Annotated in this window: 14 protein-coding genes; 12 read left to right on the forward strand and 2 right to left on the reverse strand. The window is 40.4% G+C overall.

Annotated features, from left to right (window positions below; translation table 11 throughout):
- The first annotated feature begins 267 nt into the window (after positions 1-267).
- The 5 genes from rpsF to ABPH35_RS04495 all read left to right on the forward strand — a co-directional run bounded on the left by rpsF (position 268) and on the right by ABPH35_RS04495 (position 4,316).
- Positions 268-558 (forward strand): 30S ribosomal protein S6, encoded by a 291-nt coding sequence (gene rpsF / locus ABPH35_RS04475; protein WP_349988178.1) that lies wholly within the window; start codon positions 268-270, stop codon positions 556-558.
- A gap of 11 nt (positions 559-569) precedes the next feature.
- Entirely contained in the window at positions 570-1,064 is a 495-nt protein-coding gene (locus ABPH35_RS04480) for a single-stranded DNA-binding protein (protein WP_349988179.1), read from the forward strand.
- A gap of 34 nt (positions 1,065-1,098) precedes the next feature.
- Positions 1,099-1,338: a 30S ribosomal protein S18 gene (gene rpsR / locus ABPH35_RS04485; RefSeq protein ID WP_002939250.1), complete on the forward strand. Its 240-nt coding sequence runs from the start codon at positions 1,099-1,101 to the stop codon at positions 1,336-1,338.
- A gap of 1,188 nt (positions 1,339-2,526) precedes the next feature.
- Positions 2,527-3,138, forward strand: coding sequence for an ABC transporter ATP-binding protein (locus ABPH35_RS04490; RefSeq protein WP_349988180.1), 612 nt, complete (start codon positions 2,527-2,529; stop codon positions 3,136-3,138).
- Entirely contained in the window at positions 3,135-4,316 is a 1,182-nt protein-coding gene (locus ABPH35_RS04495; RefSeq protein ID WP_349988181.1) for an ABC transporter permease, read from the forward strand. The genes ABPH35_RS04490 and ABPH35_RS04495 overlap by 4 nt, the downstream gene beginning before the upstream one ends.
- Positions 4,317-4,556: 240 nt before the next feature.
- Here the strand turns inward: ABPH35_RS04495 and ABPH35_RS04500 are convergent, their stop codons facing one another.
- Positions 4,557-5,699: a DUF6287 domain-containing protein gene (locus tag ABPH35_RS04500; protein WP_368849626.1), complete on the reverse strand. Its 1,143-nt coding sequence runs from the start codon at positions 5,697-5,699 to the stop codon at positions 4,557-4,559.
- Positions 5,700-5,856: 157 nt separating this feature from the next.
- Between ABPH35_RS04500 and ABPH35_RS04505 the strand changes: the two genes are divergently transcribed.
- The 6 genes from ABPH35_RS04505 (at position 5,857) to ABPH35_RS04530 (ending at position 13,388) form a co-directional block, all read left to right on the forward strand.
- Complete coding sequence (locus tag ABPH35_RS04505; protein ID WP_349988183.1) at positions 5,857-7,614, forward strand: ABC transporter ATP-binding protein/permease; 1,758 nt, start codon at positions 5,857-5,859, stop codon at positions 7,612-7,614.
- The gene (locus ABPH35_RS04510; RefSeq protein ID WP_349988184.1) at positions 7,607-9,274 is read left to right on the forward strand and encodes an amino acid ABC transporter ATP-binding/permease protein; all 1,668 of its coding nucleotides are present in this window, start codon (positions 7,607-7,609) and stop codon (positions 9,272-9,274) included. Before ABPH35_RS04505 ends, ABPH35_RS04510 begins: the two co-directional genes overlap by 8 nt.
- Before the next feature lie 102 nt (positions 9,275-9,376).
- Positions 9,377-9,970: an MptD family putative ECF transporter S component gene (locus ABPH35_RS04515; RefSeq protein WP_349988203.1), complete on the forward strand. Its 594-nt coding sequence runs from the start codon at positions 9,377-9,379 to the stop codon at positions 9,968-9,970.
- Positions 9,967-10,626, forward strand: a complete 660-nt coding sequence (locus ABPH35_RS04520) for an energy-coupling factor transporter transmembrane component T (RefSeq protein ID WP_349988185.1) — start codon at positions 9,967-9,969, stop codon at positions 10,624-10,626. Before ABPH35_RS04515 ends, ABPH35_RS04520 begins: the two co-directional genes overlap by 4 nt.
- On the forward strand, positions 10,590-12,026 hold the full coding sequence (locus ABPH35_RS04525) for an ATP-binding cassette domain-containing protein (RefSeq protein WP_368849627.1): 1,437 nt from the start codon (positions 10,590-10,592) through the stop codon (positions 12,024-12,026). The genes ABPH35_RS04520 and ABPH35_RS04525 overlap by 37 nt, the downstream gene beginning before the upstream one ends.
- A 228-nt stretch (positions 12,027-12,254) precedes the next feature.
- Positions 12,255-13,388 (forward strand): carbohydrate-binding domain-containing protein, encoded by a 1,134-nt coding sequence (locus ABPH35_RS04530; protein WP_405054563.1) that lies wholly within the window; start codon positions 12,255-12,257, stop codon positions 13,386-13,388.
- Positions 13,389-13,405: 17 nt separating this feature from the next.
- On the opposite strand, the gene ABPH35_RS04535 is transcribed toward ABPH35_RS04530, so the two are convergent.
- A complete protein-coding gene (locus tag ABPH35_RS04535) occupies positions 13,406-14,068 on the reverse strand; it encodes a trimeric intracellular cation channel family protein (RefSeq protein WP_349988188.1) in 663 nt (220 codons plus the stop codon).
- 231 nt (positions 14,069-14,299) lie between these two features.
- Between ABPH35_RS04535 and ABPH35_RS04540 the strand changes: the two genes are divergently transcribed.
- Positions 14,300-15,268: a thiamine pyrophosphate-dependent dehydrogenase E1 component subunit alpha gene (locus ABPH35_RS04540; protein WP_349988189.1), complete on the forward strand. Its 969-nt coding sequence runs from the start codon at positions 14,300-14,302 to the stop codon at positions 15,266-15,268.
- Positions 15,269-15,357: the final 89 nt, after the last annotated feature.

Consider the following 15,357-nt stretch of genomic DNA (forward strand, 5'->3'; position numbering starts at 1 on the left):
GTCGCTCTTTTATGGTAAAATGTGAGTAGCTCATAGGTTCCCTCGTGTTCTGTTGGTGTCGTTACTTACAGTTTACACGAAAGAAACCCTATGAGTTTTTTTGTTGCACTATATTTTACAATTTGTCATGTTTTTATATTTCAGTCAAAAATCCTGCTGTTTTCCTTGCTATTTCCTTGAAAGTGCGATATAATAATACCTTGTGAGCAACCCTCACTTACTCGTGGCTAGACCATGAGTCATTAGACCAAAAGGAGGAACATATCAATGGCTAAATACGAAATTCTTTATATTATTCGTCCAAACATTGAAGAAGAAGCTAAAAATGCTTTGGTAGCACGCTTTGACTCTATCTTGACTGACAACTGTGCAACTGTTGTTGAATCAAAAGCATGGGAAAAACGTCGTCTTGCATACGAAATCAAAGATTTCCGTGAAGGACTTTACCACATCGTCAACGTTGAAGCAACTGATGACGTCGCTCTTAAAGAGTTTGACCGTCTTTCAAAAATCAACGGCGACATTCTTCGTCACATGATTGTAAAATTAGACGCGTAAGAAGGCAGATTATGATAAATAATGTAGTACTAGTTGGTCGTATGACCCGTGATGCAGACCTTCGTTACACACAGTCTAATCAGGCCGTTGCGACTTTTACACTTGCAGTGAATCGTAATTTTAAAAATCAAAGCGGTGAGCGAGAAGCGGATTTTATCAATGTGGTCATCTGGCGCCAGCAAGCTGAGAATTTGGCAAACTGGGCTAAGAAAGGTGCTTTGGTGGGAATTACTGGTCGCATTCAGACTCGTAGTTATGACAACCAGCAAGGCCAACGCGTTTATGTAACAGAAGTGGTTGCAGAAAGTTTCCAATTATTGGAAAGTCGTACTGCACGTGAGGGCCAAGGTGGCAGTTATCAAGCAAGCAATTCATTTGCTGGCGGAAATGATTACAATGCTTCCTATCAAGCGCCCGTACAATCTACACCAAACTTTGCACGTGAGGAAAGTCCATTTGGAACAACGAATCCGATGGATATTTCAGATGATGATTTACCATTCTAGGTAAGGACAGATAAAAATTATAAAGGAGAAAAACATGGCTCAACAACGTCGTGGCGGATTCAAACGCCGTAAAAAAGTTGATTATATCGCAGCGAATAAAATTGAATATGTTGATTACAAAGATACTGAGCTTCTTAGCCGTTTCATTTCAGAACGTGGAAAAATCTTACCACGTCGCGTGACTGGAACTTCAGCTAAAAACCAACGCAAAGTAACAACAGCGATTAAACGCGCTCGCGTAATGGCATTATTACCATTCGTAAATGAAGATTAAAAAATAGCCCTTAATGGGCTGTTTCAGATAGAAGACAAAGTCCTTAGAAACTCTATTCTAAGGACTTTGTCTTCTATCTGAAGAAAATGTTTTTATTTTATTACCGAAAAGTCCCTGTAACTTTCTTAGAGCAAAAAGGTCTAATTCAAAAATAGAATTGTTCGTTTAAATGGAACGATTTTTAAATAAATAAAGGCTAGCTATTTTTTATTTAAAAGAATGTTCGGAAGATACGAAAAATATCCAAAATTTGACAAATGGAAGCGCTTGCTTTATAATCAAGTTATAGGAATGAAGAAGAGAAAAAAGTAACTCTAATCTAATTTTCAATTGCAACAGGTATAAAAATGGAGGCAAAGAGTCTTCAAACAATCGTTCTTCAATGTATTATGGGAGGTGACGTCATGGTGACTTTTGATATTGGACGTCATAAGAACGGAGACAAGCCTAGTTTACAATTTAGATGTCAGAGAGGTAACCTTATGGCATTTAACTTAAGTCGATATAAAAATGGAGACACTATCTTTGTTGCATAAAATAGCGATAAGGGAGAGGTACTGATGCAAATTTAGATTTATCGTTATTGTAACTCAGGGTGAAAGATAGAATATAATGTTGCTTAGTGTGTAAGTTTCTCAATACAGGAGGCTCCTATGTGCATTGCGAGATATAAAAATGGAGACAATTAAGTTTTAATGGCGAACAAAAGCTTAGTAGAAGGCGCACCTATACTAGGAGATAATTGTTCACAGTACAGAAATGGTGATTTTTGACCTTAGTCGCTGAGTCTTATGATTTAACTTAAGAAACTTGATGAAAAAATATTAGTCGGAGACGACAGATATTTGTGAAAGGGAGAGACTAAAATGAAAACGAAGTCAGTCATTAAAATGTTTTTATTCGTAGTAGCATTGTGTTTTTCTTATAGTTGTTTCTGTCTCAGCTGATACTGTTACAAAAAGTTTTAGATACGATTACAATACAGTTACAGGACTTTCTGGCAATTATCATAGGTATAGATATGTAGATATTCCATACTATGTGAAGTATTCTGGACAAGACACTTATCAAGTGGGTGGTGGCTGGAACTATATCCGATTTGAACGTGTTAATTATTTTACAAATGGCTTTTGATAGCCTGAAAAAGAGGTGAGTTTTCCTTGCCTCTTTTTTCGAAAGGAGAGAACCATGTTAAAGATAGATAATTTAACTCTTAAAACGAGGCACTCTATTTTGTCGGATTTTTCCTATTGCTTTGAAAGGGGAAAAATGTATGGAATTGTGGCGGTCAATGGTTCAGGAAAAACAACTTTTTTTAGGGCAATCATGGGTTTGATACCCGTAGAAAAAGGTCTTTTTAAATTGACAGAAACCTCTAAAGGTAGAAGAGAAATATTTTATTTTGAAGATTCTGATTGGTTTGATACCAATTTAACAGGTTTAGGCTATTTGAAATTCATACAAAAAGAGTGGGCGTCCTCAGTTGATATTACAAGTATTATTAAGGTGTTAGGTATGTCGGATTATATCAAACTTCCGATAAAAAAATACTCTCTTGGTATGAAACAGCGACTTCTCATTAGTCTATATTTGGTAAGCGATGCCAATTATCTACTCATGGATGAAATCATAAATGGGCTTGACGAGCAAAGTCGAGGTGTTATCTTTTCTGAGTTGCAGAAATTACGAGATAAAGGGAAGATGATTATTATATCTTCTCACTACAGAGAAGATATAATTGAATACTGTGATGTTATGCTGAGTTTTAATCGGGAAAAATTGGTTGAGGTGTCAGCATGAACTATATTAAATTTTTATTTTCTAAAGTTTTAAAGAATAAATTGACTTGGGCTTCCTATCTTGTGGTACTCTTTTTATCACTCGTCGTCTTATTTCTGAATAGTCGGAATAGAAATAACGATATATTAAAAAGTGATGTCAAAGCTACTGTGTTACAAATGGGTTTGTATGTTGAACAACTCGAACGAGATAAAAATGCAGAAGGTTTATCGTCTGAAGAAAAAGAAAAAATTTCTCAAGACTTATCTGATGGAAAAGAACAACTAGCTAAAGAAAAGGAATTTTTAAAGGCAATAAACAGTGGTGATTGGGCTGTTGTTTATGCTGAACAAGTAAATCATTTAAGTAAAGCTGTTGAAACATTGGAAAAAAATGGAGCAGACGAGGCTGCTATTCAAGGTTTTAAGGAGGGGCTTCTGTATTACCAAGCCTTATCAGATAAAAACTATCCTTTTGAAAACATGACTTTTCCCACCCAAACGATAGGTTTTTTGCAAAATTTAACTATCTATTATCTACCTTTTCTCGTGACGATTATGTTGGTTTTTGTGGTTTCTAATCTTTTTGGATCTATATACCGTGATAAGATAGACACTTTTCAAATTTTACCAATTAAGATGTCAACGAGAGTCATTAGAGAGGTTGGGATAGTTACCTTATTGGGAATAGTGCTTCCAGCCCTTCTACTTGCGGTATTGGGTACGGTATCTTCACTGCTTTTTGGTGTTGGGAATCCTGATTATCCTATTAAATTCCATATGGAGGGAACGGAAGATATCTATTTTTCAGCTATTGGGCAGACCATATTACCAAGTTTGGGATTGTTTTTATTAGCTTCTTGTTTCGTTGCCTTATTTACTTACCTTATTATGTGTTTGGTGAAAAATCAAATGTTGGGACTGTTTATTTCACTTCTCGTGAGCTTAGGTGCTGTTTTGCTACCACAATTTGTAGTTCCCTTACAGCCTCTCGCTCATTTAATTCCAACGACCTATATGAGCAGTTTTATGGTTACGACTGGGCAAACAGCTTATGGATTAAATAATACGCAAATCACATCACAGCAAGGATATCTAACTTTAGGAGTAGGCATAGCATTTATGATTGCCAGTGCTTTATTTGTTGGGCGAAAAAAACTCATCTTGTGTTTAGATAAGACTACATTTGTTACTGTCTAAAATCCAATTAGATTTTGATATTAAATGAGTATAACCCCCTTGACGGGCTATTTTTAAAGCACAAATTAATCAGATTGGAGACAATCATCCGAAATCGGCTGTTTCTCCAATCTGATTTTATCTGTTGTTAGAGGCAGAGTGTGAACTTGCTGGCTTGTGTTTACAGATGATCGAGTAACGTGTATTGAATAAGGATAAGTCGCATTTTTATATGGTGAGCTACATGGGTTACCTGTCCGTTTATTCCTCTACACGATAGAAAACTTCTTGAAGGAGTTCATCAGCTGACATGAAGTGCTGAGTGGAATAGAATCTGTCTTTTGTTTGGTCTGTCGGATCACTGGCATTTTCTGCGATTGGTGTGATGGCAACACCTTTAGGAATAAAGAAGGTAGGGACAGTTGCAGATGCTTGAATGTTCGGGTTTGTGATGTTAGCACTCAGTATTCCATTTGTGATCTTGGCATTGTTTAAGCTGATATACTTAGTGACCTCAGGATAGTCTGGATAAACGATATTTCCGTCTGCTTCAATGGTCAACACCCAGCCTTGTGCGTTTTTCCAAGTTCCTGCAAGGCTTGAGAAATCACCAGCCGAAATAGCATTAATATCCATATTTTTAGCGGTTGTATCCTTGGCTGTAGCAGGTTTTTGAGGTGTTTCAAACGACGCCCAGTCGAGAGCAGTTAAGTCTAGCTCTTCCTCTTTTGATTTGCCGCATAGTTGATCCAGTTTAATTGGGCCAAGCTGAAATTCGGTTTGGTCGCTTTGTTTTGGTTGGGGACTATCTGTTGAAAATTGATAAAGTGTTGCAGTACCTTCCCCTGTTCCAGAGTTCCAACTAGCGGTAACCACATCGCCGTTTTGATAAATTCGAAAGGCATTTCTAGCTCCCCCATGACCTGCGACAAAACCTTGTGCAAAGAGACTAGGAGTTTTATTTTCTAAATAGTAAAGAGCAACTGGAAAAATTTGCTGATTTTCTTGGAAGGAACTGACCAATAATTCATTCTGTCCGTCTTGGTTGACATCGAGAAAAGTGTAGCGCAAGCTATTTGGAGAGTACAGGGCACTTTCGATTACCCAAGAATTGAGTTCAATAGATAGGCTACCCAGTAATTCTTGTATATGAGCAAGGTTGGTGTTATAGGTAGCGTAGTATTCTAGAATTTTTTGATAGTCTTCAAAGACACCGGCATAAAATTTTTTATCATCTTCTGGGGTTGCCTGCTTGAGTTCCTTAGAAGAAGAACTGACGTGACTAGTCTGTTCAGACGTGCTTGGCTGTGTGCTTGACTTGTTAGGAGTGCAGGCTACTAGGAGTGTTGCGCTACTGAATAAGACAATTGTTGTAATGTGCGATAATTGGAAAATCCTTTTCATTTTTTCTCCTTATGATGATTGGTTAAAATTCTACTTTTGTTGAATCAATTATACCATGAATGGAAAACGCTTTCTCGTTTTTATGTTTTAAATTAGAATTTACAGACAATTCAAAGAATGTTATAATAGTCACAAAGTATAGGAAGGAGTTTATCAGGTGAGTCAAGAGAAAAAAATCTCACGAGAAAAGAAAAAATATTTGCTAAGTAGGCTGAAGGAGCAGATACGTCCAAAAATGGGCTTGGTTTATACAGCAGCTCTGTTATCCTGGATTCAGTTTCTAGTGCGGATTTTGAGCTTTTATTGGATTAGCCAGAGCTTTGCGGTCTACATGGCTGGAGGAGTATTTGAGTTAGGAGAGTTAGTGCTTCGACTGGTCGCTGTCAATCTTGTCGGTTTTCTGGCCTCTATTGTTGCCAAGCGTTTGCAGGGAATTGGCTCACAGTTTGCTCGCGATGCGATTAAGCGTTCTTTTTTTCAGGCTTTGATTGCGCGAGATGGCCAGTTTGAGTCTGAGACAACGGCGGCAGATGTTTTTACGGTTGCGTCGCAAGGAATCGACAGTTTGGACACCTATTATTCTCATTACCTCACGATGTCCCTTAGGACTTACTTGAATTGTACAACTGTCCTCGTCTTAGTTGCTTGGATCTTCCCTCTTGGAAGTGCGATTTTTGTTCTGGCTCTTCCGTTGATTCCGATTTCCATTATCCTGATGCAGAAGCGGTCAAAACGTATCATGAACCGCTACTGGGCTTCTTACATGGATGTTGGCAATCTTTTCTTAGATGATTTAAAGGGGTTAAACACTTTATACGCCTATCAAGCAGATGCGACCTATGAAAAGACCTTCAACGAGCAGGCAGAAGACTTCCGAGATGCGACAATGGAATTGCTTGGCTTTCAATTGCAGGCGGTTGGTTACATGGATGCGGTTATGTATCTGGGAATAGGGCTTTCAGGGTTCGTAGCGGTTGGTCAATTAGTGGCTGGGCAATTGTCTTTATCTTCTTTCGTTTTCTTTGTCCTCATTGCAACGGAATTTTTTGCACCAATTCGAGAGCAGGGCTATGGGATGCATTTAGTCATGATGAATACCAAAATGGCAGATCGGATTTTTGGATTTTTGGATGGGATACAGAAAAAAGGCGAAGAAGAAGGAACTGTTTTAGCAGATTTCGACCAGGTACGATTGCAGGATGTAACGTTTGCATACGATAAAAAGGTGGTCTTACAAGGAGTTCAATTGGAGATGACTTCTGGTCATATCTATGCAGTTGCAGGAGCGTCTGGTCAAGGGAAAACCACCTTGGCGCAGTTGCTGATGAAGCGATTGGTCCCTCAAACAGGAAAAATTTTGCTCGGCCAAACTTCCTTATTAAATTTATCGCAAGCAGAAATCAATCGTCAAATCCTGTATGTATCTGCGCAATCCTATCTTTTGAATCAGTCTATTTATGACAATTTGGTCATGGCTTGTGATTGGACGAGAGAAGAAATTCTGGCATGGATGGATAAGCATGGTGTTTTGCAATTTATCCATGAATTGCCAGCAGGTCTGGAAACGATTGTAGGCGAAAATGGAGAAATGCTGTCACCTGGTCAACGTCAACAAGTCATCTGTGCACGTGCGATATTAGCCAAGCGTTCTCTCTATATTTTTGATGAAATCACATCGAGTGTTGATGCGGACAATGAAGCGTTGATTTACCAACTAATCCAGCTGGTTTCAGAGATAGCAATTGTTGTCATGATTACGCACAAGATGAAGCAGGTGTATCTGGCAGATCAGGTCCTTTTCCTGTCACATCATGAGGCGTTTGTCGGATCCGCTGACGAATTGTACCAACAACAGCCGGATTTCCGCAATCTGGTGGATACCCAAGCTCAATTGGAGGAGTCGATTTATGGATAAGGAAAAATACCCAACGCAGATCTTGATTCCACGGTTGATTAAGACGATGCGGTACTTACTGCCATTTATAGCAGTTGCGGTACTATTTGCCGTTTTAGGATTTGTGACGACGATTGGCATACCAGTTATTTTAGTCCAATTAGCAGGACACGCCTTGCAAACAGGGGAAACACCTTCTTTTGTCTTCCTTCTCGTATTGATATTACTTGGACTATTACGAGGGGCTTTTCGGTATGGCGAACATTATTTTGGGCATTATGTAGCATTTCATAGCCTAGCTGCTTTTCGGAGGATGATATTTGCTAAACTGCGTGCCTTGGCTCCAGGAAAATTAGACCGGCAAGATAGTGGTGTTTTGTTGAAGATGATTGGAGAGGATATTGAGGCGTTGGAAATCTTTTTTGCCCATACCTTGGCCCCGATTTCGACAGGAATTTTGGTCACGCTTTTGATGGTTGGAGGAATGGTCGGGCAGGATTGGGGGTTGGCTTGCGTAGCACTTTTTACTTACAGCCTGTTGGCTATTTACCTACCCAATCAGTTTGCTAGGCGGCTGACTCCGATTTTACAGGAGCAAAATCAGGAACGAAAAGCCTATGTAGCTTCTTTTATTCAAGGGTTGAAGGCTGTCAAAGACCTGCTTCAATTCCAACAAATGGATGCCTATATGACTGTCTTGAATCAGCAAAGTCAGCAAGTCAATCGACAGGAAAGACAGGTCGCCCAAACAAATTTTATGCAGCAAGCCTATAGCTTTTTGGTGATTGGCCTAGCGATTACCTTCTTTGCTTGGAGAACGTTCTATCTTGTTGAGAGTGAGAGGTTAGATGTAGTAACAGGTCTTTCCGTGGTCGTTGCATTTACAAGTTCTTTTGCTCCATTTTTAGAATTAAGTCGCTTACCGCTAGGCTTTAAACGAGCGATGAATGCCGGAAGAAATATCTTTTCGATGCTTGATGAAACAGAAATGGAAAAATCAGGAGAGTCGCTGGTAGATACGATTGATGCCGTTCGTTTACGTAACATCCATTTTGCCTATGAAGACAAGGAACAAGACATTTATGATCAATTAACTGTAGACTTTACAAAAGGTGGCATTATCGGTATCGTTGGCCCGTCGGGTGCTGGGAAATCTACCTTGATGAAGCTAATCATGCGTTGGTATGATTGGCAATCTGGGACAATTGAACTGAATCAAACGAATAGTAAGACATTGCATCCAGACGAGTTGCAGTCTCACTTTGCCTATGTTCCGCAAGTTCCTCAGATTTTCAAACAGACGATTCGTGAGAATATAATTTTAGGAAGGGAGGATATCTCGGATGAAGAGATTTTGAATCTGGCAGAAAAATGCAGGATGAAAGAACGAATTTTAGAAGCTGAATTAGGTTTAGATACAATTGTGGATACAACTAGTTTTTCTGCTGGAGAAGCACAACGTTTGGAGCTGATGAGAGCTTTGCTAAAACAGGCAGATGTCTACATTTTTGATGAACCGACAAGCAATTTGGACTCGCTTAATGAAGCTTTGTTTATTCAATTGATAAAAAGGGAATGTCATGGACTGGTCTTTCTTATTTCTCATCGGACTAGTACTATCGCCTGTGCGGATCAGATTTTCCGAGTTGACAATGGTATGGTAGCGCTTAGCGAAGGATAGACAGGTATACCGATTCATGGTATCATAGTATCACTTGAGGTAGGCAGGTGCCTGTTAGGCACTGAAATGGGGAGATACTCCTCAAAATGGATGGAGAAAATGATGAAACAATTAAAGGTAAAAGATATCATGGTAACAGGTGCTTTTGCGGCCTTGTATTTTTTATGTGTAGGGCTAGGGACCTTAATCGCAGCCGTATTTGACCGTTCGGGGAATATGATGTATGCACCAGCTTTTTCAGCTGTGATAGGTGGTCCAGTCTATATGGTCTTGCTCTCGAAAGTGGGAAAATTTGGTTCAATTTCCCTGGTTAGTGGTGTTATGGCTTGTTTCTTTTTTATGTCAGGCTATATGGCCTCAGCCTTTCTGCCTAGTTTAATCTTTGGGATTGCAGGAGATCTTGTGGCCAAGCAAGGTCAATACCAGCAAAAATGGCTTAACATCTTGAGTTTTATCATATTTTCTTTTGGGAATTTAGGGCCAATCATTCTCATGTGGTTAATGAAGGATGCCTATGAGGCTAATTTAATGGCGCGTGGAAAGTCTGCAGAATACATTGCCAGAGTCATGGTTGATTTCACGTTTGGAAATGTTTTGTGGCTATCTGCCACCATTATCGTTGGTGCCTTGATTGGTGCCATTATAGGACAAAAAATGGTCGATAAATCCTTCAAAAAATCGGGGTTGCTGCAATGAGATTTGATGCCAGAAGCAAGGTCCTGTTAAGTATTTTTGCAGGAGTGACCTATGGTCTGCATGTGACGGCTTGGGAGCGTGCTTATCTGCTCCTAGGAATTGCAGTTTGTTGCCTGCTTGTCGGTCGTATCAAAATGGCACTCGTGACAGTCTTAGGCTATTTTTTGGTCTACCAGTTGAGCCAAGTGGATTTACTCCCGATGTGGCTCTTTCGCTTTACCTTCATGCTTAGTCATATCTGGATTCCCTTGATGGCTGGGCATTTTCTTCTGTTGACGACTTCAGCCTATGAATTGATTCATGGTCTGAGAAAATGGCATTTACCAGAGAGTTTTCTGTTGACCCTAGGCGTTATGTTTCGTTTTTTACCGATGATTAGAAAAGAGGTGCGAGTGGTGCATATTTCCTTGAAAACAAGGGGAATTTTTCTGAGAAAGCGAGATATTCTCTTACAGCCGCATCGCTATTTGGAATGTGTCTTGGTTCCTTTGATGATGTCACTCTTGCGCTCAGCTCAAGATTTGACCATTGCAACCTTGACCAAGGGGGTTGCGATGACCAATAGACCAAGCGAGTTTGTCCAGTCCCATTGGACTTGGCTAGATTGGAGTATCTGTGCATGGTGTCTCAGTTTTCTTATTCTGAAATACAACTAGAAGCAAAGGACTTACGGTTGAGATATGCGCATAGTGACAAAACAGCCTGTCAGGTAAAGGATTTGCGCCTTGAAAAGGGGCGGTGCTTGGTTTTATGCGGACCAAGTGGTTCGGGCAAGTCTTCGTTGTTACACCTTATCAATGGTCTAGTTCCAGAGTATTATCAAGGGGAGATTGAGGGAAGTTTGCGAATCGGCCCCTTGTCCCATGAAGAAAGCAGTGTGGAAGAATTGGCTTATCAAGTTTCGTCTGTGTTTCAAAATCCAGCAACCCAGTTTTTTCACCAAGACGTCCTGCAAGAGCTGGTCTTTCCTTGTGAAAATCAAGGGATGCTACGTACGGCTATTTCTGAACGCTTGGCAGAGGTCGCAGAGCGTTTCGACTTGCCCCCCCTACTGGACCAGAAGTTGGAATCCTTGTCGGGTGGGCAAAAGCAGATCGTTGCGATTAGTACCGCAGCCATGCAGGGAACAGACATTATGATTTTTGATGAACCGACCGCAAATCTAGATGCGGCAGGTGTAGAGCGAGTGCAGGAGTTGCTCCGTAGCTTGAAAGGGCAGGGGAAAACGCTCATCATTGCAGAGCATCGGCTGTCCTATCTAAATGAAATAGCGGATTCTTATGCGTATTTTTATGAGGGGGAGCTGGTAGAGCATCTGCCTGCGCATGATTTTCTTGCCTATTCTGAGCAACAGCGAGCAGAACTGGGCTTGCGGGCAGTAAGTCTTAATTTCTATCAAGCGCATGTGAGGGAATTGGTTCACTCGTTTACCAATGACCAAGCAGGTCTGGAAGTGCAAAATTTCCATGTTTACAACCATGGCGATTCTCTTTACCAGCTAAATGATTTGGTGTTAGCGCCTGGACAGGTTGTTGGTCTTGTCGGAGCAAATGGTTCTGGAAAGACGAGTTTTGCTCGTTCTCTTGTCGGCTTAGAAGGAGATAAGACAGGGGCTGTTAGTTGGCAGGGAGAATCTTTAACTGCACGAAAACGACTTGCCAAAATAGCCTATGTTATGCAAGATGTCCGACAGCAATTGATTACAGAGCGAGTAGAGAAAGAATTGCGCTTGGGGACGGGCATGAATCAGCTAGATGAAGACGTATTACATGCTTTTCGGCTTTCACATCTCTTAGACCGTCATCCGATGAGTTTGTCCATGGGAGAGCAGCAGCGCCTGATGATAGCAGCTAGTCTGTTTAGCAACAAAGAAATTTTTATCTTTGATGAGCCCTCCAGTGGTCTTGATAGAGAGCAAATGGTACAACTTTCCACACAGCTTGAACTGTTAAAATCAAAGGGCAAGCTAGTCCTGCTCATCTCCCATGATGATGAATTATTAGCCAGAGTTTGTGATAAAGTGGTTGATTTGGAGATATTCAAAACATCATTATAAAAAGCTCAAACATCGGGCTTTTATTTTCAGAATGACTGAAAATAGAGTAACTAGGGGGAGGATAGTGGTAGCTCCCCTTTTTATTTATCCAATAATATTATTTAAGTTTTCATTTAGAAAAGTTTAATTATTTTTTCAGAAAACAGATGTATACTTTTCCTGTATTGATATCCTATGGAAAATCTCTGTTTACTTTCCTTAGGTATTGAAAATGATAGAAATTGAGGAATAACATATGAACTTAAAAAAGCATTGGTATCATCTGTGGTAATTGCTAGTATGAGTTTATTGGCAGCTTGCACAACATCTGCTAGCGGGACACAAAGCAGTCAGGCGGTGGCGACTACATCAAAGACAACAGAGAGTACAATCGATTGGGAAAATTTGCCTACCAAGGAAGTAACCTTGACCAATGAAGGATTGACGATTACAGAGGCTGGGACTTATGTGCTAAAAGGGACGACAGCGGCAGGTGTTACCGTCAACACGACTGGTAACGTTCGTTTGGTGTTGGCGGGAGTGGCAATCTCCGGTCAAGATACAGCAGCTATTTATGTCGAAGCAGCAGATAATGCTGTGCTAGAGTTGCAAGAAGGGACGGAAAATACAGTCTCAGATAGCAAGCAACATAGCGATAGCAATATCGAGGGTGCGATTCATTCCAAGGCGGATCTGACGATTACAGGAACAGGTCGTTTGACAGTTGAAGGAAATTTTGAAGACGGGATTGTATCTTCAGATGACCTTGTGATTGATTCAGGGACGATTGCGGTCACTGCTACAGATGACGGTATTCGTGGAAAAGACTCCGTCACTATTACTGGAGGAACGATTGATGTGATAGCAGTAGATGACGGGATTAAGTCCAATAATGACCAAGATGCCTCTAAGGGAATCGTCCATATCTCAGGTGGGACGATCACCGTCCAAGCAGGGGACGATGGTATCAAGGCAGAATCAAGTTTGATTATTGACGACGGTCAAGTAACGGTTACAAGCAGTACCGAAGGGCTAGAAGGAACAAATGTCACGATTAACGGCGGAATTATCACGGTTACTGCTACAGATGATGGAATTAATGCCGCAAGTACGGCTATGGGAGCAGATATTTTTATCAAGGTGACTGGTGGAACAATCAACGTCAGCGTTGGTCAAGGGGATACGGATGCCTTTGATTCAAATGGTAATCTGTTTATCTCAGGAGGAAGCATCAATGTGACAGCACCGACGTCAGGATTTGACTTTGACGGCAGTGTCGAATTTACCGGCGGTGATGTCACAGTAAATGGAGAAAAGAAAACAGAAATCATTGCTGACGGACCTGGTGGTGGCTTCGGCGGTGGACCAAGAGGTGGTTGGTAAGCAAAAAACGCTGGTTTTCAGCGTTTTTTATTTGGTTTTTCCATGTTTGGAAGGTTGATGTGGTACTTGATAACGAGTAATCGGATGAGTAGGAAGATGAAAAAGAGGCTGATAAAGACAGGAATGCGGGGGAGTGTCCAGTCGAGGACAAGGATATGGTAACTGATACCTGTAAAAAGAGCTAGCACAGCATAGACATCTTCCTTCAAGACAAGAGGAGTCTCATTGACCAACAAGTCTCGAATAATTCCCCCACCAACTCCAGTCAAGGCTGCTAAAATACCTGATGTTAGACAATTCAATCCTAATTCCACACCGGTGCTAGCTCCAATCAAGGCAAAGATGACGAGTCCAATCGCATCAAAGACCAGATTGATCTTACTGAGAAATTGATATAAGGTTTTGTCGCGTAGTGATTCATTTTTCTTCGTAATGACAAAAAGGTACATGATAATGGATACAACGATTGAGAGATAGATAGAAGAAGGCTCCATAAGAGCGGCGGGAATTTGATTGACCATGGTATCTCGGATGACACCTCCACCGATAGCTGTAATCGTAGCCAGGAGTGTAATCCCAAAAATATCGAGTTTCTTATTGAATCCCTTAATCGTTCCAGAAACAGCAAAGGAAATAGTACCAATATAGTTGCAAATTAATAGAAATAAATCGAAATCCATAGCGACCTCCACGGCTATCTTACCATAAAATGTTTGACGATTCAATGGTAAAAATAAGTTTGTGAAAAAAACAACATGAAAGGAGAAATAATTCTGGAAATTTGTGAAAAAACGCACGAAGATAGGTGTTTTTCTAAACTATAAGACTAAGGGGAAAACGGTTAAATTATTTGCAAATTGTGAAATTTTGCATTATCATAGAGAGGAAACAGAAATACTTTGGAGGAAAATATGGTATCTATTTCAAAAGAAAAACATTTAGATATGTTTTTAAAAATGCAACAAATCCGTGATGTGGATATGAAATTGAATAAACTCGTTCGCCGTGGATTTGTACAAGGAATGACTCACTTCTCAGTCGGAGAAGAAGCTGCTTCTGTCGGAGCAATTGCAGACTTGACAGATCAAGATATTATCTTTTCAAATCACCGTGGTCATGGTCAAACCATCGCCAAAGGAATTGACATCAATGCCATGATGGCTGAACTTGCAGGTAAGGCTACTGGTTCCTCAAAAGGGCGTGGTGGTTCTATGCACTTAGCTAACCTTGAAAAAGGAAATTATGGAACAAACGGTATCGTTGGTGGAGGTTATGCCCTTGCAGTAGGTGCCGCTCTGACACAACAATATCTTGGAACAGACAATATCGTGATCGCCTTTTCAGGAGATTCAGCAACCAATGAAGGTAGCTTCCATGAGTCAATGAACTTGGCTGCTGTTTGGAATTTGCCAGTTATCTTTTTTATTATCAACAATCGTTATGGGATTTCAACAGATATTACGTATTCAACTAAAATTCCTCATCTTTACCTTCGTGCAGATGCCTATGGTATGCCAGGTCATTATGTGGAAGATGGCAATGATGTCGTAGCGGTCTACGAAAAAATGCACGAAGTTATCGAATACGTACGTGCTGGAAATGGCCCTGCTCTTGTAGAGGTGGAATCATACCGTTGGTTTGGGCATTCAACTGCAGATGCTGGTGCGTATCGCACTAAGGAAGAAGTAGATGCTTGGAAAGCTAAAGATCCGCTTAAAAAATACCGTGCGTACTTGACAGAAAACAAGATTGCAACAGACGAAGAATTGGATGCCATTGAAGCGCAAGTTGCAGAAGAAGTTGAAGCATCTGTAAAATTTGCTCAAGAAAGTCCAGATCCAGACATTTCGATTGCTTACGAAGATGTTTTTGTGGACTAATAAATAGGCAAAGCATAAGCATAGTTATCGAAAACGATTGAAAGTGTTCCGTTTAAAGGGACCAAGATTTGATATTTTCTAGGAGAAAA

It is taken from the genome of Streptococcus handemini (assembly GCF_040984445.1).
GTDB classification, from domain to species: Bacteria; Bacillota; Bacilli; order Lactobacillales; family Streptococcaceae; genus Streptococcus; species Streptococcus handemini.